The sequence below is a fragment of the Pseudomonas sp. TWR1-1-4 genome (assembly GCF_049897165.1).
Lineage (GTDB): Bacteria > Pseudomonadota > Gammaproteobacteria > Pseudomonadales > Pseudomonadaceae > Aquipseudomonas > Aquipseudomonas canadensis.
Window position 1 is genome coordinate 728,900 of sequence record NZ_JAFCVS010000001.1, and the last position, 23,475, is coordinate 752,374.

The 23,475-nt window shown below is 60.8% G+C and carries 19 protein-coding genes, 4 tRNA genes and 1 riboswitch; of the genes, 6 read left to right on the forward strand and 17 right to left on the reverse strand.

Annotated elements, in window-relative coordinates:
* Nucleotides 1-49 precede the first annotated feature (49 nt).
* On the forward strand, nt 50-3,346 hold the full coding sequence (locus ACP7C6_RS03455) for an EAL domain-containing protein (RefSeq protein WP_028617123.1): 3,297 nt from the start codon (nt 50-52) through the stop codon (nt 3,344-3,346).
* Here ACP7C6_RS03455 and ACP7C6_RS03460 read toward each other — a convergent pair.
* From ACP7C6_RS03460 to uvrB, 12 genes are all read right to left on the reverse strand, one after another.
* On the reverse strand, nt 3,343-5,268 hold the full coding sequence (locus ACP7C6_RS03460; protein ID WP_426108257.1) for a hypothetical protein: 1,926 nt from the start codon (nt 5,266-5,268) through the stop codon (nt 3,343-3,345). The genes ACP7C6_RS03455 and ACP7C6_RS03460 overlap by 4 nt on opposite strands.
* A gap of 57 nt (nt 5,269-5,325) precedes the next feature.
* Nucleotides 5,326-5,742 (reverse strand): hypothetical protein, encoded by a 417-nt coding sequence (locus tag ACP7C6_RS03465; RefSeq protein WP_426108258.1) that lies wholly within the window; start codon nt 5,740-5,742, stop codon nt 5,326-5,328.
* A gap of 92 nt (nt 5,743-5,834) precedes the next feature.
* The gene (locus ACP7C6_RS03470; protein ID WP_028617127.1) at nt 5,835-6,812 is read right to left on the reverse strand and encodes a tRNA dihydrouridine synthase; all 978 of its coding nucleotides are present in this window, start codon (nt 6,810-6,812) and stop codon (nt 5,835-5,837) included.
* Nucleotides 6,813-6,867: 55 nt separating this feature from the next.
* A complete protein-coding gene (locus ACP7C6_RS03475; protein WP_028617128.1) occupies nt 6,868-7,302 on the reverse strand; it encodes an acyl-CoA thioesterase in 435 nt (144 codons plus the stop codon).
* 39 nt (nt 7,303-7,341) lie between these two features.
* A complete protein-coding gene (locus ACP7C6_RS03480) occupies nt 7,342-8,175 on the reverse strand; it encodes an alpha/beta hydrolase (protein ID WP_426108259.1) in 834 nt (277 codons plus the stop codon).
* A 15-nt stretch (nt 8,176-8,190) separates the two neighbouring features.
* On the reverse strand, nt 8,191-8,730 hold the full coding sequence (locus tag ACP7C6_RS03485) for a TetR/AcrR family transcriptional regulator (RefSeq protein ID WP_010209050.1): 540 nt from the start codon (nt 8,728-8,730) through the stop codon (nt 8,191-8,193).
* Nucleotides 8,731-8,912: 182 nt separating this feature from the next.
* Nucleotides 8,913-8,988 (reverse strand) — tRNA-Glu (locus ACP7C6_RS03490).
* A 77-nt stretch (nt 8,989-9,065) separates the two neighbouring features.
* Nucleotides 9,066-9,141 (reverse strand) — tRNA-Ala (locus ACP7C6_RS03495).
* A gap of 50 nt (nt 9,142-9,191) precedes the next feature.
* Nucleotides 9,192-9,267: transfer RNA gene (locus ACP7C6_RS03500), tRNA-Glu, on the reverse strand.
* Nucleotides 9,268-9,345: 78 nt separating this feature from the next.
* Nucleotides 9,346-9,421, reverse strand: a tRNA-Ala gene (locus tag ACP7C6_RS03505).
* A gap of 147 nt (nt 9,422-9,568) precedes the next feature.
* Nucleotides 9,569-11,050, reverse strand: coding sequence for a glutamate--tRNA ligase (gltX, locus tag ACP7C6_RS03510; protein ID WP_015884987.1), 1,482 nt, complete (start codon nt 11,048-11,050; stop codon nt 9,569-9,571).
* A gap of 200 nt (nt 11,051-11,250) precedes the next feature.
* Nucleotides 11,251-13,266: an excinuclease ABC subunit UvrB gene (gene uvrB, locus ACP7C6_RS03515; RefSeq protein WP_010209048.1), complete on the reverse strand. Its 2,016-nt coding sequence runs from the start codon at nt 13,264-13,266 to the stop codon at nt 11,251-11,253.
* Between the two features lie 343 nt (nt 13,267-13,609).
* On the opposite strand from uvrB, the gene ACP7C6_RS03520 reads away from it, so the two are divergent.
* Nucleotides 13,610-14,806, forward strand: a complete 1,197-nt coding sequence (locus tag ACP7C6_RS03520; RefSeq protein ID WP_028617132.1) for an amino acid aminotransferase — start codon at nt 13,610-13,612, stop codon at nt 14,804-14,806.
* A gap of 188 nt (nt 14,807-14,994) precedes the next feature.
* Complete coding sequence (locus ACP7C6_RS03525; protein ID WP_028617133.1) at nt 14,995-15,204, forward strand: hypothetical protein; 210 nt, start codon at nt 14,995-14,997, stop codon at nt 15,202-15,204.
* A gap of 105 nt (nt 15,205-15,309) precedes the next feature.
* On the opposite strand, the gene ptrR is transcribed toward ACP7C6_RS03525, so the two are convergent.
* Nucleotides 15,310-16,182 (reverse strand): putrescine utilization regulator PtrR, encoded by an 873-nt coding sequence (gene ptrR, locus ACP7C6_RS03530; protein WP_068932731.1) that lies wholly within the window; start codon nt 16,180-16,182, stop codon nt 15,310-15,312.
* Nucleotides 16,183-16,286: 104 nt separating this feature from the next.
* On the opposite strand from ptrR, the gene ACP7C6_RS03535 reads away from it, so the two are divergent.
* Complete coding sequence (locus tag ACP7C6_RS03535; protein ID WP_028617135.1) at nt 16,287-17,669, forward strand: aldehyde dehydrogenase family protein; 1,383 nt, start codon at nt 16,287-16,289, stop codon at nt 17,667-17,669.
* 31 nt (nt 17,670-17,700) lie between these two features.
* Here ACP7C6_RS03535 and ACP7C6_RS03540 read toward each other — a convergent pair whose 3' ends face one another.
* Complete coding sequence (locus ACP7C6_RS03540) at nt 17,701-18,609, reverse strand: LysR family transcriptional regulator (protein ID WP_353632348.1); 909 nt, start codon at nt 18,607-18,609, stop codon at nt 17,701-17,703.
* Nucleotides 18,610-18,719: 110 nt separating this feature from the next.
* On the opposite strand from ACP7C6_RS03540, the gene ACP7C6_RS03545 reads away from it, so the two are divergent.
* Nucleotides 18,720-19,919, forward strand: a complete 1,200-nt coding sequence (locus tag ACP7C6_RS03545; RefSeq protein WP_426108260.1) for an MFS transporter — start codon at nt 18,720-18,722, stop codon at nt 19,917-19,919.
* 3 nt (nt 19,920-19,922) lie between these two features.
* Here the strand turns inward: ACP7C6_RS03545 and ACP7C6_RS03550 are convergent, their stop codons facing one another.
* Both ACP7C6_RS03550 and ACP7C6_RS03555 read right to left on the reverse strand, forming a co-directional pair.
* The gene (locus ACP7C6_RS03550; protein ID WP_426108261.1) at nt 19,923-20,228 is read right to left on the reverse strand and encodes a protealysin inhibitor emfourin; all 306 of its coding nucleotides are present in this window, start codon (nt 20,226-20,228) and stop codon (nt 19,923-19,925) included.
* Between the two features lie 14 nt (nt 20,229-20,242).
* Entirely contained in the window at nt 20,243-21,307 is a 1,065-nt protein-coding gene (locus ACP7C6_RS03555) for a M4 family metallopeptidase (protein ID WP_426108262.1), read from the reverse strand.
* 128 nt (nt 21,308-21,435) lie between these two features.
* On the opposite strand from ACP7C6_RS03555, the gene ACP7C6_RS03560 reads away from it, so the two are divergent.
* Nucleotides 21,436-22,362: a DNA/RNA non-specific endonuclease gene (locus tag ACP7C6_RS03560; protein WP_426108263.1), complete on the forward strand. Its 927-nt coding sequence runs from the start codon at nt 21,436-21,438 to the stop codon at nt 22,360-22,362.
* Between the two features lie 304 nt (nt 22,363-22,666).
* On the opposite strand, the gene ACP7C6_RS03565 is transcribed toward ACP7C6_RS03560, so the two are convergent.
* Nucleotides 22,667-23,110 carry a hypothetical protein gene (locus ACP7C6_RS03565; protein WP_028617141.1) on the reverse strand — a complete coding sequence of 148 codons (444 nt, stop codon included), beginning with the start codon at nt 23,108-23,110 and terminating at the stop codon, nt 22,667-22,669.
* 103 nt (nt 23,111-23,213) lie between these two features.
* Nucleotides 23,214-23,408, forward strand: a riboswitch (cobalamin riboswitch).
* Nucleotides 23,409-23,475 lie beyond the last annotated feature (67 nt).

Below are 23,475 nucleotides of genomic sequence, written 5' to 3' on the forward strand. Positions count from 1 at the left end.
GTCTGAACTGAACCGCGCCTTACGCCCATTGAGCCAAGGCCCTTTGATAATGCGCAACCCCGTCGATTCCGTGCCACCCTTGCCCCGCATCTACGCCCTTGATCCTCAAGCGGCGGAACAAAGCTGGGACAATGCTCCGCAATTGCTGGCAGCGCTCAATGCTGCCCGGCTGGGTGCGTGGAGTTGGGAGATCGACACCGGCAGAATAAGCTGGTCGCGCGGCACCCAGGCACTGTTCGGTTTTGATCCGCGCCAGCCGCTGCCCAAGGATCTGGATTACCTCGACCTGCTCGCGCCAGAGGATCGCGCCCGTGTGGTGCGGGCCTTTCATGCCGTACTGGCGGGCGAGCCGTTCGAACAGGCCATGCATCACCACATCCAGTGGCCGGACGGCACTCACCACTGGCTGGAGATCAATGGCAGCCTGGCACCCGACAAGGCGGGCCGGCGCCGCATGATCGGGGTGATCCGCGAGACCACCCGCCAGCGCGAACGGGAGTACGCCCTCAGTCACTCCGAAAAACGCTTCGCCACGTTGTTCCACCTGTGCCCGAACATGGTCCTGCTGACCCGCCAGGCCGACGGGCTGATCAGCGAAGCCAACCAATACTTCGAAATGCTGTTCGGCTGGCCGCTCGCCGACGCCATCGGCCGCACCACCCTGGACCTGGGTCTGTGGCGTCACCCGGAGCAACGTGCGCAGTTGGTGAAGGCTACGCAGCGCAAGGGCGAGCCCATCACCATGGAGGTGCAGTTTTGCGCCAGCAACGGCCAGATCCACGACGGCACCCTAAGCGCGCAAAAGGTCGAGCTGGAGGGCGAGGCCTACCTGATCAGCACGTTTCTGGACACCACCGAGCGCAAAAACGCCGAGCAAGCCCTCAAGGACAGCCAGGAACGCCTCGACCTGGCTCTGGATTCAGCGCAACTGGGCACCTGGGACTGGCACATCCCCACCGGCATGCTCTATGGCTCGGCCCGCGCCGCCCAATTGCACGGCCTGCCGCCGGAACCCTTCCATGAATCCTTCGACGCCTTCTTCGAAGGCATGCCCGATGACGAGCGCGAGAGCATGCGCAACGCCTACCGCACTCTGCGTGAGGGCCCGGCCGGCAACTACCAACTGACTTACCGCGTGCCCATGGAAGACGGCAGCTCACGCTACCTCGAAAGCCGCGCGCGCCTGTACCGCGATGAACACGGCGCGCCGCTGCGCATGGCCGGCACCTTGCTCGACATCACCGACCAGGTCGAACGCGAACAACGCCTGACCGCCTCCGAAGAGAAATTCGCCAGCCTGTTCCAGGCCAGCCCCGATCCGATCTGCGTCACCAGCCTGGACAGCGGCGCGTTTATCGAGATCAACCCCGCGTTTACCCAGACTTTTGGCTGGACGGCCGCCGAGGTAATCGACAAAAGTGCCGAGCAGATCGGCCTGTGGGACGAATCCAGCAAGCGCCTGCAGCGAATCGAGCGAGTGATCCGCGAGCAGGCGCTGAGCAATGTGGCGATCGTGGTGCATCACAAGAATGGTCAGGCACTGACCTGCGTGATTTCCAGCAGGCTGATCAAAGTGGGGGACCAGCCGTGTATCGTCACCACCTTGCGTGACATCACTCAGCAACAACGCTCGGAAGCCGCGCTCAAGGCCAGCGAAGAGAAATTCGCCAAGGCCTTCCATTCCAGCCCTGACGCGATTTCCATCACCGAGCGCGACACTGGCCGCTATGTGGAGGTCAACGACGGCTTCTGCCGCCTGACCGGCTATCGCGCCGAGGAAGCCATCGGCCTGACCCTTTACCAGATCGGCATCTGGGCCGACGAGAACCAGCGTGCCGCGCTACTGGCCGAATTGCAGATCAAGGGCCGCATCCATCACCTGGAAATGCTCTGGCACAACAAACGCGGTGAGTTACTGGCGGTAGAAGTCTCGGTTGAACCCATCACCCTCAACGAAACCCCCTGCCTGCTGCTGACCGCACGGGACGTGAGCCTGCTGAAAAACGCCCAGGCGCAGATCCGTCACCTGGCCTACCACGACCCACTGACCAACCTGCCCAACCGCGCCTTGTTGATGGACCGCCTGAGCCAGCAGATCGCGCTGCTCAAGCGGCATAACCTGCGCGGCGCGCTGCTGTTCCTCGACCTCGACCACTTCAAGCACATCAACGACTCCCTCGGCCATCCGGTCGGCGACACGGTGCTGAAGATCGTCACCGCACGCCTGGAAGCCAGCGTACGCATGGAAGACACGGTGGCGCGCCTGGGTGGCGATGAGTTCGTGGTGCTGCTCAGCGGCCTGGATGGCACCCGCCTGGAAGTCAGCAATCAGGTACAGGAACTGGCTGACACCTTGCGCGAGCTGCTTTCGGAACCGATGTTCTTGGATGGCCATCGCCTGCAGGTCACGCCCAGTATTGGCGTGGCGCTGATTCCCGACCACGGCACCACGCCGGCGGACTTGCTCAAGCGGGCCGATATCGCTCTGTACCGCGCCAAGGATTCCGGGCGCAATACCACGCAGATGTTCCACAACAGCATGCAGAAAACCGCCAGCGAACGCCTGCGCATGGAGACCGACCTGCGCCTGGCCCTGTCGCGTGGCGAGTTCAGTGTGCATTACCAACCGCAGGTGGATGCACGCGGCAACCGCATCGTCGGCGCCGAGGCCCTGGTGCGCTGGCAGCATCCACAACTGGGGGCGCAGTCGCCTTCCGAATTCATCAAGGTGCTGGAGGACAGCGGCCTGATCCTTGAAGTCGGCACTTGGATCCTGGATGAAGCCTGTGCGGCCTTCCAACAGTTGATCGGGGAAGGCCTGGTCGACCCGCTGAATTTCAGCCTGTGCGTGAACATCAGCCCTCGGCAGTTCCGCCAGAACGACTTCGTGGAGCGGGTGGAGCGCAGCCTCAAGCAGCACGAATTGCCATTCAGCCTGTTGAAACTGGAAATCACCGAGGGCATCGTGATCCAGAACCTGGACGACACCATCAGCAAAATGCGCCGCCTGAAAAAACTCGGCGTGAGCTTTGCGATGGATGACTTCGGCACCGGGTACTCATCACTGACCTACCTCAAACGCCTGCCGGTGGATGCGCTGAAGATTGATCAATCCTTCGTGCGTGACGCCACCCATGATCCCAACGACGCCGAGATCATCCGCGCCATTGTCGCCATGGCCCGTAGCCTGAACCTGGAGGTGATTGCCGAAGGCGTGGAAACCCAGGACCAACTGGCCTTCCTGCAGGGCCTGGGTTGCCATTTGTACCAAGGGTATTTGCACAGTCGACCGCTGCCTATGATCGGATTCCGGGAGCGTCTGCTCGCGGGAGATGGCCGGGGTTAAACCAGTTTCAAGGCGTGACCGCCCTGTTGCATCCAGGGCGAACCTGGCAACTTGCGCTTGATGCCATATTCATCAATGGCCCCCTCAACCACGACCACCGAATGCCCGAAGTTCGCCAAGGTGCCTGGCACGCCTGATGCCAGCTCCTGCACGCTACTGGAGCGGGTAAAGGCGTACAGGCCGAGGCGGCGTAACGCATCGCCCGGAACCTCACCGTCGTTCAGCGTTTTCAGGGCGGCGTCGAAACCCGCGCCCGCGCGAAATTCGTGATTTTCCAGTTGGGCACGCTTGGCGCTCGCCGCGTAGAGAAAGACAGCATCGTCAACCAGGCCTTTATCCTCACCATGAAAGTTGGCGGCCGCTCGCGCCCTTTCCAACTCGGCATGAGTGAGACTCACCGTGCAACCATCACGCATGGTGAGGGTGAAACCTTCGGGCGTTTCGGTGACACGCTTGAAGGTCCCCAGAGGGTTTTGCCCGTACTTCATCATCGCTGCCTTGATGGCCGACACCGTGACGCAGTTACCCTCAACACCTTGATAGAAACCGCTCCAGATATTGTCGGGCTTGACGCCGACGGGTGCAGCCGGGAACTGCGCAAGCCTGGCGCTGTGGTTGACAGGCAAGTCCGCAGCCAGCTGGTAGCCGTAGCTTTTACCGACGGACTCCTTCTTGTTACCGCTATGTTTGATGCCATTCACTACCAATGCACCTGCATAGCTATAGGTATCGGTGACGCCGACGCTGTGCGGTTCGAGCAGTTTGTCGGGTGGCACCATCCGCAAATAGCCGATTACCCCCATCCCCTTCAAGACGCCGTAAATGTGTGCTCCCTGCAAGGAGCTCGATAACGCCGTATCAAACGGGACATTACTCTTAACTTGTTTGCCCTTGACATAGGCGGCCAGCATGAAATTGGCATCGGCGACCATTTGCGCGTCAGGGCCGGTAAACCGGGAGGCTTCGGCAGTGCGTCGCAACTCCTCCTTTGACAACTTCACTCCAAAACCATCTTTCATAGTGACGCTGTATCCATTCTCAACGACCTCGACCTTTTCAAACATGTCGGAGGGCGAACGACCGAACCTGAGCATCATCATCTTGATCACAGAGATATAGCTGCTCATCTCAGCTACGTCACCGAAACTTCGCTCGGCCTCAGTGAAACCACGCAAAACCTCGGCGGCCTTGGGGCGGAGACTCGTCGTGGCCAGGTCGACTTCTGGCTCGACGATCGGAGTGAAGGCCGCCGGGATGATGCAGGGCTTCGGCGCACTTTCGTGCACCAGCGTATACATGTAGCTACGGTCAGGCGAACTCGCCCCGCCCAACCGGTGAGCCACGCCAGCGTGAATCAGAGAGCCACCAAGGTCCCAACTGTCAGCCACTCCCATCCCGCCTGTGCCGACAACCGCGGCAGTGGGTACATATTGAATCTGGCCGGACAGCCCCAGCCCTTTGAGTATGTTAAAGGGCGTTTCACCCTGTAGGGTTCGAGTCAGGACCGAGGCAAAACCTGGCAGACCAGCAGCGTCTGCATTGCGCAGTTGCTTGCGTTTGACGAACGCAGCCAGCATGAAATTGGCGGTGTTCAATACCCCCTCGTCATGACCGGTAAAACGCGATGCAGCAGCCGCCTGCTGCAACTCCTGCCTGGAAAGATGCACCCTGTAACCATCTTTCATGGTTACATCGTAACCATCGCAATCAATCCGTACATCGTTGAACATATCGATAGGATGCGGGCCAAACGTGAGCATCATCAACTTGATGACCGCGCTGTGCGAGCTCGCGTTGAAATGCTCGCCGAAACCCCGATCCGGCGCATCGAATGCTGGAATGCGAGAGATTTCAGCGTGGCTCGACAACTGCGCTGCCATGGGATTTGAGCGCGCGAAAGATCCAATTGCAAACGTACTCATATCGTTAACTCTTTTACTAATAAGTTGGACGAGTTCGTGCCAGATCATATGTTGTCGTCAGATCAACGCGATGGCTTGGCCGTGTGTAGGCCGGCCGCCTTTGCGCCCATAGAGCTCTTCATGCCCATCCACGACAGCCACTGAGTGCCCGCTCCGATTGACCATGCCAATCAAAGATTTATCAGCGAAATCACGTGCCGATACGCGCTTCATATGATCCTTTAGCCCCAGCCGCATGAAGCCCTCCCCCGGCCCACACTCATCCTCACCTTCGTTAAGGCTTCTTATGGCGGCTTCAAAATTTTTACCTGCCCACCCGTCGTTATTCTCGTTTTGCGCTCGCTTGGCAGAACATGCAAACAGGAAGTGCGCATCCTTGAGCATTTCAAGATCAGTTCCCCCAACGAAGTTCGAGCCGCGAATGGCACTTTCCAGCTCCGTCTTACTGAGTTTTACAGTCACGTCATCACGCATTGCCTGGTGACGCCAAACGCATTTTTCAGACAAAAAAAAGGCGCCTTTCGGCGCCCCTTGCAGCAATAGATGAAACACCTATATATGTAAACCTAATCTTGCAATGCAGCCGGCTGTTCACGCTGTGCGGGCATGCCCAGCAAACGCCCGACCTGCTCCAGGTCGGTTTCCCTGCGCATCAGCGTAAACAACTCCACCGCCTCTGGATAATTGCGGGTGAGCATCGCCAGCCATTGCTTCAAACGCCCCGGCGCCTGGCGCTCGGTCAATTGCGCCACCGATTGAGTCCAGAAATCCTGAAGCATGGGCTGCATGTCTGCCCAGGTCATCTCGACGACTTCCTCGCCCGCCCGCGCGGCAGCGATCTGCCGCGCCAGGTCCGGACGCGCGACCAGGCCACGGCCCAGCATGATGTCTTCGGCGCCACTCACTTCGCGACAGCGCTTCCAGTCTTCAACGCTCCAAATATCACCATTGGCGAAGACTGGCACCTTGACCACATCCTGTACGCGCGGGATCCACTCCCAGTGGGCGGGCGGCTTGTAGCCATCGGTCTTGGTGCGCGCATGTACCACGATATGCGCCGCGCCACCCTCGGCCAGCGCCGTAGCACAGACCAGGGCGCCATCCGGACTGTCGAAGCCCAGGCGCATCTTGGCGGTGACCGGAATGTGGGCCGGCACGGCGCGGCGCACGTGTTCGACGATCTGGTTGAGCAGCTCGGGCTCTTTGAGCAGCACCGCACCGCCACGGGACTTGTTGACGGTCTTGGCCGGGCAGCCGAAGTTCAGGTCGATGACCTGCGAGCCGAGCTCACAGGCCAATGCCGCATTTTCCGCCAGGCACACCGGGTCGGAGCCGAGCAATTGCACGCGCAGCGGCACGCCGGCGGCAGTGTGGGCGCCGTGCAGCAGTTCCGGGGCGAGCTTGTGGAAATACGCGGGGGTGAGCAGGCGGTCGTTGACGCGGATGAACTCGGTCACGCACCAGTCAATACCGCCGACACGGGTCAGCACGTCCCGCAGGATGTTGTCGACCAACCCCTCCATGGGCGCCAAAGCAATTTGCATGGAAAACACTCAACAAAAATCGTGGCGCAGTTTACTGGGTTTCCCACAGCAACCGTTAACCCCCTGTCAGGGCGGGGCCATAACCGTCGAGAAACTCAGCGGGCATACGCTTGGGCTTGCCGGTGGAGAGTTCGATGCAGACAAAGGTGGTTTGCGCACGCAGCAGGGTGGTGCCATCACGCGGGCGGACCAGCTGGAACCGCCGGGTCATCTTCAGGCGCTGGTCCCAGTCGACGATCCAGGTGGCCAGTTGCAGTTCATCGCCCTCGTAGCCGGCGGCCAGGTAGTCGATCTCATGGCGCACCACCGCCATGGCGCGGTCCAGGCGGCGGTATTCGGTCAGGTCCAGGCCCAAGCGCTGGGAATGGCGCCAGGCACAGCGCTCCAGCCAGGACACGTACACCGCGTTGTTGGCGTGCCCCAGGCCGTCGATGTCTTCAGGGGCGACCTGCAGATCGATGATAAACGGCGTTGCCAAATCCCAGCCCATGCCTTGCTCCCAGTCGATTAACTTAACCGGGGCAGTGTATCAGGCGGTTTGCCGCGCCTGTAGACGACGGCCGGCGAGCAACGCCAGCACAGCGTCGATTACGCGAGGGTCGGCCAGCACTTTCTGATGCCCACCCTGCTCCAGGCGCAACAGGCGGCTGTCGAACCAGACTTCGTGAATGGCCTGAGAGGCCTTGACCGGGACGAAAGCATCGTCTTCGGCATGCACGATCAGGCCAGGGATATTCATCTGGTAGTGGGCCACATCCAAGTGCTTGAGCGGCATGCCGAACGTTCGCTCGACTTCCTGGATGAAGGCTGAGCGCGCCCGCGCCGGCAAACCGACCATCTTGGTGAAGCCGCGCAGCACATCCAGGAAGCGAGACGGCGCAGCGATGCTTACCAACGCCTCGGCCCGTAAACCCAACTGCATCGCCAGCATCGCACTGGCGCCGCCCATGGAATGGCCAATCACCGCGTGCAGTGGCGGCAACTCGGCTGCCGCTTCGAGCATGGCACGGGCGAACAGCAGCACATGGGCTTCACGCCCTGGCGAACGGCCATGGGCGGGACCGTCCAGCGCAATCACTGAGTAACCGTTATCGACCAATGCCGTGATCAGGCTGGCAAATTGAGTCGGCCGCCCTTCCCAACCGTGCATCAGCAACACTGCCGGCCCTTGGCCCCAGCGCAAGGCGGACAAGCCAAAACGCAAGGTGATGCGCTCCGATTGCGCCAGCAGCGGCAGCTCCCAATCACGCGGCGGCAGGTCGCGGGGCGTCATGAAGGCACGGCGCATCTTGTTGGCCACCGTTTGCGGCGCAAGATGCCCCAGGGTGCCGTTGAAGCGACGAATCCAGGTTAACGTGCCCATCGTGACAGCCCTCTTCTAGCGCACGGCCGACTTGGCGGCGCGCAGCACACGGTCAGACAACTCACCCGGCCCCAAGGCACGGGCCAAGGCCAGGCCACCGATCATCAGTGCCATGTCGGCCAGGGCTTTATCGGTGTCTTCAGGACTGGCGGCGAGTTGCGCGGCCATCAGCTCGCAGTGTTCGTTCAGCGCTTGGCGGAACTCATCCGGCAGGCGGCTCATCTCGCCGACAGTCGCCGGAATCGGGCAGGCCTGGGCGGTTGAGTCACGGTGCTTGCGCGACAGGTAGAACGCCGCCACCAGGCTTCTGCGCTCCTCTCCGGTCAACTGGGCGTCCATGTCATCAATCGACGCACGACGCTTGGCCAGCAACTGGGTGAAGGCCTCCAGCATCAGTGCGTCCTTGCTTTCGAAATGCGCGTAAAAACCACCGACGGTCAGCCCCGCCGCGCCCATGACTTCACCCACACTCGGTTCGGCCGGACCGCGCTGGATCAACGCGGCGCTGGCGGCCTGCAGAATGCGTTCGCGGGTTTGCGCTTTTTTATCGCTCATCATTGCCTCCGATGTTCATGGGTTGAATATTATTACCATAATAATATTTCACAAGCCACAGGCATGACCGCTGGTCAGAAGAGAAGAATGGGATGGAAGAAAGATTTGGCCAAACACCAGACAAACAAAAGGGCCATTCAATAATTGAATGACCCCTAAAAATCCCGCAGAGCGGGTAATCGTGGCGTCCCCTAGGGGACTCGAACCCCTGTTACCGCCGTGAAAGGGCGGTGTCCTAGGCCACTAGACGAAGGGGACACAAACCTTCTGTACACTGATCAGGCTGAGACTGATCGATCCAAGGACGGTGTGGCCGGAACCTTGGAACTGTAAATTGGTGGAGCTAAACGGGATCGAACCGTTGACCTCTTGCATGCCATGCAAGCGCTCTCCCAGCTGAGCTATAGCCCCAAATTTTTCGTCTTTCGACGCAGCAGACCTTGCGAACTGCTTGTTGAAAATGGCGTCCCCTAGGGGACTCGAACCCCTGTTACCGCCGTGAAAGGGCGGTGTCCTAGGCCACTAGACGAAGGGGACAAAACCTTCTGTACAACTGATCAGCGCTGAGAACTGATCGATTCAAGGACGGTGTGGCCAGACCTTGAACCTGTAAATTGGTGGAGCTAAACGGGATCGAACCGTTGACCTCTTGCATGCCATGCAAGCGCTCTCCCAGCTGAGCTATAGCCCCTCATCGGTGAGGACGGGGCGAATCTTAATGGCGCTTTGGAAGTGTGTCAAATTTATTTTCAACATTTTCCAAAATTTTTTGCCGGGATAACAATCACTTACCGTCGAAACCCCGGAAAACCGGGGTTTCGCCGTTTCAACCGCGTGCTTAAGCGATAGCGCCCAGCAGCTTTTCCCACTCTTTGTTTTCTTTCTTCGACACACCACCAAGCAAATCAAGGGCTTGGCGCAGACGGAAACGCGTCAGGTCCGGGCCGAGAATTTCCATCGCATCGAGCACCGACACCGAACTGGCCTGCCCGGTGATCGCGGCAAACATCAGTGGCATGGCATCGCGCAGTTTCAATTCCAGAGACTCCACCACCGCCTGGATCGTCGCGGTGATCGCATCCTTCTCCCACTGGCGCAGGCTTTCCAGCTTCCACAGGATCAACTGCATCAATTGGCGAACCTGATCACCCGAGAGTTTCTTGGACTCGAACAGCTTAGGGTCCGGATTCACGCCCCCGGCAAAGAAGAAGCTGGCCAACGGCGCGACCTGGCTGAACGTCTCCACCCTGCCCTGCACCAGCGGCGCGATCTTCATCATGTATTCAGGGTTCAACGCCCACTGCTGCACTCGGCTGGCGAATTCTTCCACCGGCAGGTCACGCAGCCACTGGCCGTTGAGCCACGACAGCTTCTCGATATCGAAAATCGGTCCGCCGAGCGACACGCGGGACAGGTCGAAGTTATCGACCATTTCCTGCAGCGAGAACTTCTCGCGCTCGTCCGGCATTGACCAGCCCATGCGACCCAGGTAGTTGAGCATCGCTTCCGGCATGAAGCCCATGCGCTCGTAGAAGGTCACCGAGGTCGGGTTCTTGCGCTTGGACAGCTTGCTCTTGTCCGGGTTACGCAGCAGCGGCATGTAGCACAGCTGCGGTTGTTCCCAGCCGAAGTACTCGTAGAGCAGGATCAACTTCGGCGCCGACGGCAGCCATTCTTCGCCGCGCAGCACGTGGGTGATGCCCATCAGGTGGTCGTCGACCACGTTGGCCAGGAAGTACGTCGGCAGGCCGTCGGTCTTCATCAGCACCTGCATGTCCATGCGGTCCCACGGAATCTCGACGTCACCGCGCAGCATGTCCGGCACCACGCACACGCCTTCACTCGGCACCTTCATGCGGATCACGTGAGGCTCGCCGGCAGCCAGGCGCTGGGCCACTTCTTCTTTCGACAGCAGCAGCGCGCGGCCATCGTAGCGCGGGGTTTCGCCACGGGCCTGTTGTTCGGCACGCATCTGGTCCAGTTCTTCCGCGGTGCAGAAGCATGGGAACGCATGGCCCATGTCGACCAGTTGCTGGGTGTACTGCTTGTAGATGTCGCTGCGCTCGCTCTGGCGGTACGGGCCGTGCGGGCCGCCGACATCCGGGCCTTCGGCCCAGGTAATGCCCAACCAGCGCAGGGCATCGAAAATCTGCTGTTCCGACTCACGGGTGGAGCGCAGTTGGTCGGTGTCTTCGATCCGCAGGATGAATTCACCGCCGTGCTGCTTGGCAAAGCAGTAGTTGAACAAGGCGATGTAAGCAGTGCCGACGTGGGGATCCCCAGTAGGCGATGGCGCGATGCGCGTGCGGACGGTGGTCATGGCAGGTCTCGAATGGGCGATATAACTGAAAATTGAAACAAGGGGCGAATGGTAACACCAGCGCGGGGGGTTCTGGCAGACCGAGGTGCCTGCATTCGCGAGCAAGCCCGCTCCCACACTTGACCGATTTCCGACATGAGAATGCGGTCAACAGTGGGAGCGGGCTTGCTCGCGAAGAGGCCATCACCGTCCCTGCAAGATCAAACAGCCAGCAAGCGCTCACGCAACTTGCCGATCTCGTCCCGCGTCTGCGCCGCCGCCTCGAACTCCAGGTCCCGCGCCAACTGGTACATCTTCTCTTCCAACTGGCGGATGCGCTTGGTGATCTCGCTCGGCGAGCGCAGTTCGTTCTCGTACTTGGCGCTTTCCTCGGCGGCCTTGGCCATGCCCTTACGCTTCTTGCTACGCGAGCCCGGCACGGTGGCGCCTTCCATGATGTCGGCAACGTCCTTGAACACGCCTTTCGGGGTGATGCCATTTTCCAGGTTGAACGCGATCTGCTTGTCGCGACGGCGCTGCGTCTCGCCAATCGCACGCTCCATGGAGCCGGTGATGCGGTCTGCGTAAAGAATCGCCCGGCCATTGAGGTTGCGCGCCGCACGGCCAATGGTCTGGATCAGCGAACGCTCGGAGCGCAGGAAGCCCTCCTTGTCCGCATCGAGGATCGCCACCAGCGACACTTCCGGCATGTCCAGGCCTTCGCGCAGCAGGTTGATCCCCACCAGCACATCAAAGGTGCCCAGGCGCAGGTCGCGGATGATCTCCACGCGCTCCACGGTGTCGATGTCCGAGTGCAGGTAGCGCACGCGCACGCCGTGGTCGGCCAGGTAGTCGGTCAAGTCTTCGGACATGCGCTTGGTCAGCGTGGTGACCAAAACCCGCTCCTCCAGAGCCACACGCTTGGTGATTTCCGAGAGCAAGTCGTCGACCTGGGTCAGCGCCGGGCGGATTTCGATTTCCGGGTCAACCAGGCCGGTCGGCCGCACCAGTTGCTCGATCACGCGGCCGGCATGCTCGGCCTCATAATTACCCGGCGTGGCGGACACAAAGATGGTCTGCGGGCTGATGGCTTCCCACTCATCAAAGCGCATCGGCCGGTTATCCAGGGCCGACGGCAGGCGGAAACCGTACTCCACCAGGGTTTCTTTACGCGAACGGTCGCCCTTATACATTGCGCCCACTTGCGGCACGCTGACGTGGGACTCGTCGATCACCAGCAGCGCATCAGGGGGCAGGTAATCATAAAGCGTCGGCGGCGGCGCACCGGATTCACGGCCCGACAAGTAGCGTGAGTAGTTTTCTATACCGTTGCAGTAACCCAGTTCCAGGATCATCTCCAGGTCGAAACGGGTACGTTGCTCCAGGCGCTGGGCTTCCACCAGTTTGTTGTTGGAGCGCAGGTACTCCAGACGCTCGGCCAACTCGACCTTGATCCCTTCGATGGCGCCCATCAGGGTTTCACGCGGGGTCACGTAGTGGCTTTTCGGATAAAAGGTGAAGCGTGGCAGCTTGCGGATCACCTCGCCGGTCAATGGGTCGAAGGCCGACAGGCTCTCGACTTCATCGTCGAACAGCTCGATACGGATCGCTTCCAGGTCGGATTCCGCCGGGTAAATGTCGATCACATCGCCGCGCACGCGGAACGTGGCGCGTGCAAAGTCCATGTCGTTGCGCGTGTATTGCAGGCTGGTCAGGCGGCGCAGCAGTTCGCGCTGGTCGAGCTTGTCGCCGCGATCGACGTGCAGCACCATCTTCAGATAGGTTTCCGGGCTGCCCAGGCCGTAGATGCACGACACGGTAGTGACGATGATCGCGTCCTTACGCTCCAGCAAGGCCTTGGTCGCCGACAGCCGCATCTGCTCGATGTGGTCGTTGATCGACGCATCCTTCTCGATAAAGGTATCGGAGGATGGCACGTAGGCTTCGGGCTGGTAGTAGTCGTAGTAGGAAACGAAGTACTCCACCGCGTTGTTCGGGAAGAACGCCTTGAACTCGCCGTACAGCTGCGCGGCCAGGGTCTTGTTCGGCGCCAATACCAGCGTCGGTCGGTTGATCTGCGCAATCACGTTGGCAATGCTGAAGGTCTTGCCCGAGCCGGTCACCCCGAGCAGCGTCTGGTGCGCCAGGCCGGCCTCAATGCCCTCGACCATCTGGCGAATGGCTTCCGGCTGATCGCCAGCGGGTTCAAAGCGGGTGACGAGTTGGAAATCCGACATAACGTACCTCGTGTAGTCACCCCCGGACTGTAAACCCGTCGAGGACGAAATAGACCGCCACCCGCGAAGAATCAGAGCGGATAGTAGGAAAAACCATGATAGACATAGAAGTGGTGGCGAATGTGACGGGTTTCAAGGCAATCGCCCTACGTGCCCTGACCGATCAATGTTGCAATAAGACTAACGGTCAGCAAATAAACCGAAAAACTTGGCCGAAAAGCCGTTTCGGCTGTCGCCTCAGGCGGTGATGGTCTCTATACTAACTCCCCGTTTGTGCACCGCTCTAGTGCATTCGGCTGGAGCGCGACACGTCCCTCCTACCCCCCATAGAGCTGCCGCAAAAATGAGCCTGTTCTCCGCTGTCGAAATGGCACCACGCGATCCAATCCTGGGCCTCAACGAAGCATTCAACGCCGATACACGAACCACCAAGGTCAACCTTGGCGTGGGCGTTTACTGCAACGAGGAGGGGAAGATTCCACTCTTGCGTGCCGTTGCCGAAGCGGAAGCCATTCGCGTGGCGCAACACGCCGCCCGTGGCTACTTGCCAATCGACGGCATCGCGGCCTACGACAAGGCCGTGCAAACCCTGCTGTTCGGCGCAGAATCGCCGCTGCTGAACGCTGGCCGCGTTACCACCGTGCAAGCGGTAGGCGGCACTGGCGCGCTGAAGCTGGGCGCTGACTTCCTCAAGCAGTTGCTGCCAAACGCCGTCGTGGCCATCAGCGACCCGAGCTGGGAAAACCACCGCGCCCTGTTCGAAACCGCCGGTTTCCCGGTGCAGAACTACCGCTACTACGACGCCGCCACCCACGACGTGAATCGTGCCGGCCTGCTCGAAGACCTCAACGCCCTGCCACCCCAGTCCATCGTGGTGCTGCACGCCTGCTGCCACAACCCGACCGGCGTCGACCTGACCCCGACCGACTGGCAGAACGTGCTGGACGTGATCAAGGCCAAGAACCTGGTGCCGTTCCTCGACATGGCATACCAGGGCTTTGGCGACGGCATCCACGAAGACGCCGCCGCCGTGCGCCTGTTCGCTGAGTCGGGCCTGACCTTCTTTGTGTCCAGCTCGTTCTCCAAGTCGTTCTCCCTGTACGGCGAGCGTGTGGGCGCACTGTCCATCGTCGGCGACTCCAAGGAAGAAAGCGCGCGCATCCTGTCCCAGGTCAAACGCGTGATCCGCACCAACTACTCCAACCCGCCGACCCACGGCGCGGCGATCGTTGCAGCGGTACTGAACAACCCTGAACTGCGCGCCCAGTGGGAAGCCGAACTGGCCGAAATGCGCCTGCGCATCCGTGGCATGCGTGAGCAGATGGTGGCCGAGCTGGCCAAGGCTGCTCCGGGCCACGACTTCAGCTTCGTTGGCCGCCAGCGTGGGATGTTCTCCTACTCCGGCCTGACCGTTGAGCAAGTTACCCGCCTGCGCAGCGAATTCGGCATCTACGCCCTCGACACTGGCCGTATCTGTGTGGCGGCGTTGAACCAGTCGAACATTGATGCAGTCACAAAGGCAATTGTTCAGGTTCTCTAAACCTGACGGCGCTGCGGAAAGGGAAGCCACGGCTTCCCTTTTTTATGCCTGTCGGAAAACCGCCTGCTCCCCTAGACTGAATCCTGTAGGAGCCCGGCTTGCCGGCGATGGCGTCCCCATGGGCCTCATCGCCGGCAAGCCGGGCTCCTACAGGCAGAGTGTTCCGACATTACCCCAATGAGTAACCTATGAGAAACGACGACCTGGACCTGCGCGCCGACCGCGACGAACTGCATGACTACGCCCCACGCGCACCGCAACCCAAGCGCCAGAAGAGCCTGGTGCTGCAAGTGGCACTGGGTGTGTTCCTCGGCGGCCTGGCACTGTGGCTGGTGCAATTGGGTGCGACCGCACTGATGGCGAAGCTGGCGATGGGCACCCTGCAATTTGGCGGCTGAAAACGATCAAAATGTGGGAGCTGGCTTGCCTGCGATAGCATCAACCAGTTTTGCCTCATACACCGAGGTGCCAGCATCGCAGGCAAGCCAGCTCCCACATTTGAATTACTGCGCTACCAGATTGCGTTCCTCCAACAACTTCACGAAACTGTTCAAACTCTGCGACACCGTCCCCCGCCGCCAGATCAGCCATGTGTGCAGGATCCGGAAGTTGTCCGTCAGCGGCCACACGCTCACCGCCGCCGACCCCGGCATGCTGTCGAGCATGCTGCGCGGCATAAGCGCCAGCCCCGCCCCGGCGCTGACACAGGCGAGCATGCCGTGGTAGGACTCGATCTCGAAGATCTTGCCCGGTACCGCGCCGTCCTGTGAGAACCAGCGCTCAAAGTGATGCCGGTACGAACAGTTGGAGCGAAAGGTGTAGATATTTTCGCCATTCACGTCCTGGCCGCGTTTGATCGGCGCGTGGTGCAGCGGCGCAATCACCACCATCTCCTCTTCAAACACCGCCACGCCTTCCAGGGTGGAATGCAGCACCGGTCCGTCGACAAACGCCGCCGTCAGCCGCCCCGACAGCACGCCTTCAATCATGGTGCCCGAGGGGCCGGTGCTCAGGTCCAACTCAACCTTGGTGTGCTTCTGGTTGTACGCCGCCAGCAGCGCCGGGATGCGCACCGCTGCGGTACTTTCCAGCGAGCCAAGGGCAAACGCGCCCTGGGGCTCCTCCCCCGCCACGGTCGCGCGGGCTTCCTGCACCAGGTCGAGAATGCGCCGCGCATAGCCAAGGAAATTCCACCCGGCCGGGGACAGGCGCAGGCGGCTTTTCTCGCGGATGAACAGCTCCACGCCCAGGTCCTGCTCCAGTTGCTTGATGCGCGTGGTCAGGTTCGACGGCACACGATGAATCAACTGCGCGGCGGCGCTGATGCTGCCTTGCTCGGCAACGGCCTTGAAGATTTCCAGTTGCACCAGGTCCAAATCATTCTCCAATCGTGAACGTATTGCTTAATATTATTCAGTTTCCAGAAAAGAGATAGCCCCGTACGCTGAACCCCACTGAATTCACTCAGCAGGACGGTGCCATGAACGCGACTACCCACGCCCTCTCGATCAACCCGGCCAACGGCGAAACGGTCGGCAGCTATCCGTATGAAACCGCGCAGCAACTGGACGCCGCCCTCGACCGCTCCACCCTCGCCTTCCGCGCCTGGCGCCGCCAGCCAGTGAGCCAGCGCGCCGAGTTGCTGCTGAGCCTGGCCAGCGCGTTGCGCGAACAAGCCGAAGACATGGCGCAGATGATCACCCTGGAAATGGGCAAACCCATCGCCCAGGCCCGTGCCGAAATCGAAAAATGCGCGCAACTCAGCGAATGGTACGCCGCCCACGGCCCGGCCATGCTCGCCCCTGAGCCGACCCTGGTAGACAATGGCAGCGCGCAGATCGAATACCGCCCGCTGGGCCCGATCTTCGCCGTGATGCCGTGGAACTTCCCGGTGTGGCAAGTGCTGCGCGGCGCCGTGCCGACGATGCTGGCCGGCAACACCTACGTGCTCAAACATGCGCCGAACGTGATGGGCAGCGCCTATCTGATCCAGCTGGCGTTCCAAAAGGCCGGTTTCGCCGATGGCCTGTTTGAAGTGGTCAACGTGACCAACGAGGGCGTGTCCAAAGCCATTGCCGACCCTCGCATCGCCGCCGTCACCCTCACCGGCAGCGTGCGTGCCGGCGTCGCCATCGGTTCCCAGGCCGGTGCCGCGCTGAAAAAATGCGTGCTGGAGCTGGGCGGTTCCGACCCCTTTATCGTGCTCAACGACGCCGACCTCGACGCCGCCGTGCAAGCCGCGCTGATCGGTCGTTTCCAGAACAGCGGCCAAGTCTGCGCCGCCGCCAAACGCCTGATCATCGAGGAAGGCGTAGTGGAAGCCTTCACCGCCAAATTCCTGGAAGCCAGCCGTGCCTTGGTGATGGGCGACCCGACTTCAGCCACCACCTACATCGGCCCGATGGCACGCTTCGACCTGCGCGACGAGTTGCATGGCCAGGTCCAGGCCACTTTGGAAGAAGGCGCGACCCTGCTGCTGGGCGGCAATAAAGTACCCGGCGCCGGTAATTACTACGAGCCGACCGTGCTGGGTAACGTCACCGACCAGATGACTTCGTTCAAACAGGAACTCTTCGGCCCGGTCGCTTCGATCATCACCGCCCGCGACGCCGACCACGCCGTGGCCCTGGCGAATGACAGCGAGTTCGGCCTCACCGCGAGCATCTTCACCACCGACCCGGCCAAGGCGCGCGATATCGCCAACCAGCTGGAAACCGGCGGCATCTTCGTCAACGCCTTCAGCGTTTCCGACCCTCGGGTGGCGTTTGGTGGCGTGAAAAAGAGTGGTTTTGGCCGCGAGCTGTCTCACTTTGGCGTGCGGGAGTTCTGCAACGCGCAGACGGTGTGGCTGGACCGCAAGTAACACACGTGGGTGGTACGGGCACGGGTTGTGGCTATCGCCCTCCCAGCCCCGCCACCAAGGCTTCCAGCACCACACTGACCTTGGGCAACGCCTGGCGATTCCTTACCCAGGCCAGCCTGATCGCAGCCCCCTCGGTGGCCAGCTGCGGCAGCACCTCAACCAGCTTGCCTTCCTCCAGCGATGGCCGGACGACCCACGACGGCAGTTGCACGATCCCACAACCGGCCAACGCGGCCTGCATCAAGCCATCGCCATTGCCAATCACCAGGTGCGGCGACATCTGCCAGCGCCGTGCAGTGCCCTGTTCACCGGCGAAGTTCCAGGGGCTGACGCGTCCGTCCACCCAGCCGTAGGCGAGGCACTGATGCCGTTCAAGCTCACGCTCGCACGTCGGGGTGCCATGGTTCGCCAAGTAATCCGGCGAGGCACACAACGTATGCCATTCGTGGGCGAGCACACGCTGTTCGATCGTGTCTGGCCAGCCCTGCGCCCCACCGACACGCACCACCAGATCCACACCCTCCTTGAACGGGTCCACTAACCCGTCGCTGAAGGAAATGTGCGGCACCAAGGACGGAAAAGTCTTCAGCAAAGGCAGCAGCACCGGCAACACCCGGACGCGCCCAAACACATTGGGCAGATCAATGCGCACACGTCCACGCGGCTCGCTTTGCTCGGCGCGCAGCGACAGCTCGGCCTCCTCCAGGTCAGCCAGCACCCCCGTACAGGTACGGTAAAACGCCACACCGGCCTCGGTGAGGGACAAGCGCCGCGTTGTGCGCAGGAACAGTCGAGCGCCCAGGCGCGTTTCGAGCCGCGCGATGCTTTTGCTGATGGCCGAGGCAGTCAGGCTCATTTTCTCGGCAGCGGCGGTAAAGCTGCCGGAGTCCGCGACACACACAAACACATCAATCCCTTTCAAGCGTTCGGAAGAAAACATGCACGCCCCGCATTTGTGAATTCAGGTCAGCCAAACTGGTAATTAACATCCTAAATCAGAATTCAAATCAACAGTAAGCTATGGCCGATGAACCTGGCACTGAGGCTCGGATGCTGACCACGCTGAAAAACTACCCCCTGACCGTCAACCTGCTTCTGAGTGCGTCGCTGGTGTTGACCCTCGCCAGGGCCATCACCTTGCCCTATCTGGTGATCTACCTGTCGAGCCAGTTCCAATTGGGCGTCGCCGACATCGGCCTGGTGATCGGCAGTTCACTGATCGTCGGCTCATTATTGAGCCTGTACGGCGGTTTCCTGGTGGACAGCCAGCCAGGTTACCGCTTGATCCTGGGCTGTTGCGCGGTGTTCACCTGCGGGTTTCTGGGAGCGTTTGCCGCGCGGGACCTGTGGGTGTTCTACGCCTGCCTGGTCGCGATCAACCTGGCGTACGCCGTCATTGATATCGCAGTCAAATCAGGATTTGGCCGGCTACTGCCCGTCGATGCGCGCAGCGAAGCGTTTTCGATCAAGTACACCCTGACCAACATCGGCTACGCCGTCGGCCCTTTTCTTGGTGCGGGACTGGCCGCGCTCGCCATCAGCCTGCCCTTCCTGGCGTCGGCGATACTGGGCGCCGGTTTTTTTATCGTTTACGCCGTGTGGGGTGACAAGCACTCAATGCCCGTGGACACAAGCCAGCCCGGCGCGCCATTCCTGGCGGTCGGCAAAGTGCTGCTCAGTGATTACCGGCTGGTGTGTTTTACCCTGGGCGGTGCACTCAGTGCCGTGGTGTTCGGCCAATTCACCGCTTACCTCTCGCAATATCTGATCGTCACCACGACCCCCGAAATGGCCTACCGGATAATCAGCAGCGTGGTGGCCACCAACGCGCTGATGGTGATCAGCCTGCAGTACGTGATCGGCAAGCGAATCACCCATCAGCACTTGAATCTGTGGCTCGCAGGTGGGTTGGGCATGTTCATCGTCGGCCTGGCGGGGTTCGGCTTGTCCACCTCGCTGATGTTCTGGGTGGTAGCCATGGCGGTCTTCACGCTGGGAGAGATCATCGTGTTCCCTGCCGAGTACATGTTCATCGACATCATCGCCCCCGATCACCTGCGGGGCATGTACTACGCTGCGCAAAACCTGGGCAACGTTGGCGCAGCCTTGGGCCCGGTGCTCTGCGGGATGGTGTTGGCGACACACCCCGCCCACACCATGTTCTATATGCTCGCGCTGTTCGTTATCGCCGGCGGGTTGCTCTACAGCCTCGGTGCGGCGCTGGCAGGCAGGGTGAACGCTCCCACCTGAACCTCAGCAACGAACATGCCGACGCACGCACTGCACCAACCCGTCCAGCGCCTGCGACTTCACCGGCGCCAGCACGCAGACCGTGTGCTCGCGCTGATCCTCCTTCACCGTCAGGGTGTAATGCACCTGGCCCGGATTACCGGTGGCAGGTTCATTGCTTTGCGGCAATTGAAAGAAGTCACAGGCCTCGACAAGCCGCCGCAACTCCTGCTGGTCCTGCTCCGGCAGCGCGTCCAGTTCCACCGTCTGTGGCTTGGCCAGGCCCGGAAAGAACCCAGGCCCGCCATTTTCCTTGATTGAAATTTGCATGGTTGTTCCTCGCGTCAGACAGCAATGCCGACCGCTTTCCAACCGTCCTTGACCGCTTTCTGTTCATCCTTGTTTGCGCCGTAGAGTCGGCCCGCAACATCGTAAGTGATACGCGCAAAGCGCAGAAAGCCGGAGTTGGGCCGCAGCCGCGCATCGCGCAGCGCGTCATACCAGATGCGCCCGGCGCGCTCCCAGGCAAACCCGCCCAGCGCTGTCGCCACCTGGTAGAACGCATGGTTGGGAATGCCGGAATTGATATGCACCCCGCCGTTATCCTCGTAGGTTTGCACAAAATCATCCATGTGCCCGGGCTGCGGGTCCTTGCCCAGCAGTTTGTCGTCAAACGCGGTGCCGGGGGCTTTCATCGAACGCAGGGCGGTGCCTTTGATCTTCTTGGTGAACAGCCCTTTGCCGATCAGCCAATCAGCGTCTTCCGCGCTTTGCTTCAAGGCATATTGCTTGATGAGCGAGCCGAACACATCCGACAGTGACTCGTTCAACGCTCCGGACTGATTGAAATACATCAGCTTGGCCTCGTCCTCGGTGACGCCATGGGCCAACTCATGGCCAATTACGTCAAGCGCCACCGTGAAGCGGTTGAACAACTGCGCATCCCCATCGCCAAACACCATCTGGGTCGAGTTCCAGAACGCATTGTTGTAGTTCTGGCCAAAATGCACCGTGGCATCTAGCGCCATACCGGCGTCGTCGATGGAGTTGCGATCAAAGACCTGGTCGAAAAAATCGAAGGTGGCGCCCAAGCCCTCGTAGGCTTCGTCCACCGCGGCATCACCGCTGGCGGGTTGCCCCTCACCACGCACCAGCGTGCCCGGCAGGCTGTCGGTACCCGCGGCGCTGTAGATCGAGCGGCGCTTATCGGCCCCCATGGCCAGGGCCATGTGTGCCGGTCCTTTGGCAGGTTCGGCGACCATGCGCAACGAGCGGAACGTCGTGTCCTTGGCGCGGGTGCGCAAGGCGACCTCCCGTTGCGCTTTATCACCGTTGCGCGCGATCTGGTCGAGCATATAGGGCGGGATCAGGCAGAAAATCGGATTGCGATGCGGCTGACGAACACACATTGGCTGGCTCCATTTGGCAGGTGACAACGTCCGGGTCATCGATTCAGGATAGCCCCCAGGGGTTAACGCGTGTCATCAATTGTCATTAACCTATGTTGCAGTCGTGTTTATCCAAGGAGGACTGACTGATGCCCGCACGTAAAACCAAAATCGACCTTTCATACCGCCCCAGGCTCGCTGACCTGCGCCCGTTGATCGCACTGAGCCCCACATTGCTGGAGGCACGGGCGGCGACGCCACGCGTCACCCCAGCCAGAGACTTGAAGGACCGACGCGGCTACGCCGAGGACTTTCTCGGCAGCTTCGGGGTGCCCTGGCCCACGGTTGAAGAGGCCTTGGCGGGGGATGCACAGAAGCGCCTGGACTACACGCACTTCTCGATCACGATGTCACGCGCCAAGCGGCTTGCGCTGTATGTGGGCGTCAACATCGATGGTGGTCAGCACGTCGACATCATTCGCAGCAACGACACCTGGGCCTATGACGGCCGCCTGCCCATCGATGCGCAGGTGGGCGAAGCGCTGTATGCCAGCAATGGCCTGGATCGCGGCCACCTGGTCCGCCGACAAGACCCCAACTGGGGCGACGAGGCGCAAACCGCCAACCTCGACACCTTCCATTTCACCAACTGCTCGCCGCAGATGAGCGGGTTCAACCAGAAGACCTGGCTGGAGCTCGAAGACTACATCCTCGATAACACCCAACGCTGGAAAGCCCGCGCCACAGTGTTTACCGGTCCGGTGTTCGCCGACGACGACCGCGTGTACCGAGGCGTGCAGATCCCCAAGGCGTTCTGGAAAGTGGTCGCCTACCTCAACGACAACGGCAAGCCTAGCGCGAGTGCCTACATGATTGACCAGAGCCGCGAACTGGGCCAACTGGATCTGGTGTTCGGCCAGCTCAGGACCTACCAGCGCAGCGTGATCCAGATAGAGCGCCTGACCGGCCTGCGCTTCGGCAACCTGGCCGACTACGACGGCTTCAGCAACGAAGAGCGCGCCACCGGCACGCGGATTGAAGCGCTGATACAGGGTCCTGAAGACATTCGACTCTGACCGACGCTTCACATATTGAACTGCGTCACACCCAACGCCAACCACGATGCGAAGCGAGCCGCTCTGGCTCTTGATCTTGATCTGGCTTTTGATCTCAGGCGCCCCGTCAAACACGCTGGCCGAACGCAGGCTTGAGTCCGTGGGTAACCCGGCAGGACGCCGGGTTAGCCGTCAGGCCGCCTTCGCAGGCAAGCCAGCTCCCACATTCTGGATCACGGGAGTAACAGTAAGATTGCAGCCGGCCGTCAAGCCGCCAGCGCCGTACCCCGCGTGGTGTAGATACCTGCGCCCTTTGGCCGCCCCCTCATTGCGCATTGATGTAATGAAACTGCGCCTGCGACTTCTCAACCGCCGCACGCACGTTTTCCTTCTGCGCATCGGTGCCCGAGTAGTAAATCTGCAGACCCTTCAAATCCTGCCCTTCGACGGCTTTGCCGATCACCGCAACGTCGACCGGCGTGCCAGCCCCCATGATTAAAAAGAACACATCGCCCAAGCGCTTGGTATTCAGCAATTCGCCCCTGAGGCTGGCAGCGTTTTGGTCGCCGGCCATGGAAATCGCCAGGGTGTCGCCGAACATACCGCTTTTGGGGATGCTCATCGTGTGCAAGCGAAGCTTGTCTGAGTCGGCCGGCATCGACTTGACATAGGCGGTGGTGGCCTCGTCGAGAATCTGCTGTTCGGATTTACCTTGCGTGGCACAACCGGCCAGGGTGGCGATAAGGACGAGCGCGACAAATGATTTCACGGTGTATTCCTTGTGATAAAGCGATCCATGGGCTGAGCATCATAGGAGCCTCACTGCCAGAGAGCTACCGTTGAGTTCACGGCCTCCCGTTCAACCGCGTGATCGACTACCATACCGCGCCGGTTCCCGAACGGGACTAATAGGGAATCCGAAGCGCGGTACACCCGTGCCAATCGGAACTGCCCCCGCAACTGTAGGTGCTGAGCCTGCTCCCTGATGCCACTGGACCTTGTCCGGGAAGGCCGGAGCCTGGCGACGACGCATCAGTCAGGAGACCTGCCGGCCCAAGCTCAATTACTAACCGGCGGGGTGTCCGGGAAGGACATTCTTGCTGTCGCTCTCGCAGCGCTTAAGGGTGTATTTCC

Excerpts from the sequence above, each read along its gene's own strand:
- ACP7C6_RS03455 (WP_028617123.1), top strand. The coding sequence starts at position 50 with ATGCGCAACCCCGTCGATTCCGTGCCACCCTTGCCCCGCATCTACGCC.
- ACP7C6_RS03460 (WP_426108257.1), bottom strand. The coding sequence starts at position 5,268 with ATGAGTACGTTTGCAATTGGATCTTTCGCGCGCTCAAATCCCATGGCA.
- ACP7C6_RS03465 (WP_426108258.1), bottom strand. The coding sequence starts at position 5,742 with ATGCGTGATGACGTGACTGTAAAACTCAGTAAGACGGAGCTGGAAAGT.
- ACP7C6_RS03470 (WP_028617127.1), bottom strand. The coding sequence starts at position 6,812 with ATGCAAATTGCTTTGGCGCCCATGGAGGGGTTGGTCGACAACATCCTG.
- ACP7C6_RS03475 (WP_028617128.1), bottom strand. The coding sequence starts at position 7,302 with ATGGGCTGGGATTTGGCAACGCCGTTTATCATCGATCTGCAGGTCGCC.
- ACP7C6_RS03480 (WP_426108259.1), bottom strand. The coding sequence starts at position 8,175 with ATGGGCACGTTAACCTGGATTCGTCGCTTCAACGGCACCCTGGGGCAT.
- ACP7C6_RS03485 (WP_010209050.1), bottom strand. The coding sequence starts at position 8,730 with ATGAGCGATAAAAAAGCGCAAACCCGCGAACGCATTCTGCAGGCCGCC.
- gltX (WP_015884987.1), bottom strand. The coding sequence starts at position 11,050 with ATGACCACCGTCCGCACGCGCATCGCGCCATCGCCTACTGGGGATCCC.
- uvrB (WP_010209048.1), bottom strand. The coding sequence starts at position 13,266 with ATGTCGGATTTCCAACTCGTCACCCGCTTTGAACCCGCTGGCGATCAG.
- ACP7C6_RS03520 (WP_028617132.1), top strand. The coding sequence starts at position 13,610 with ATGAGCCTGTTCTCCGCTGTCGAAATGGCACCACGCGATCCAATCCTG.
- ACP7C6_RS03525 (WP_028617133.1), top strand. The coding sequence starts at position 14,995 with ATGAGAAACGACGACCTGGACCTGCGCGCCGACCGCGACGAACTGCAT.
- ACP7C6_RS03535 (WP_028617135.1), top strand. The coding sequence starts at position 16,287 with ATGAACGCGACTACCCACGCCCTCTCGATCAACCCGGCCAACGGCGAA.
- ACP7C6_RS03540 (WP_353632348.1), bottom strand. The coding sequence starts at position 18,609 with ATGTTTTCTTCCGAACGCTTGAAAGGGATTGATGTGTTTGTGTGTGTC.
- ACP7C6_RS03545 (WP_426108260.1), top strand. The coding sequence starts at position 18,720 with ATGCTGACCACGCTGAAAAACTACCCCCTGACCGTCAACCTGCTTCTG.
- ACP7C6_RS03550 (WP_426108261.1), bottom strand. The coding sequence starts at position 20,228 with ATGCAAATTTCAATCAAGGAAAATGGCGGGCCTGGGTTCTTTCCGGGC.
- ACP7C6_RS03555 (WP_426108262.1), bottom strand. The coding sequence starts at position 21,307 with ATGTGTGTTCGTCAGCCGCATCGCAATCCGATTTTCTGCCTGATCCCG.
- ACP7C6_RS03560 (WP_426108263.1), top strand. The coding sequence starts at position 21,436 with ATGCCCGCACGTAAAACCAAAATCGACCTTTCATACCGCCCCAGGCTC.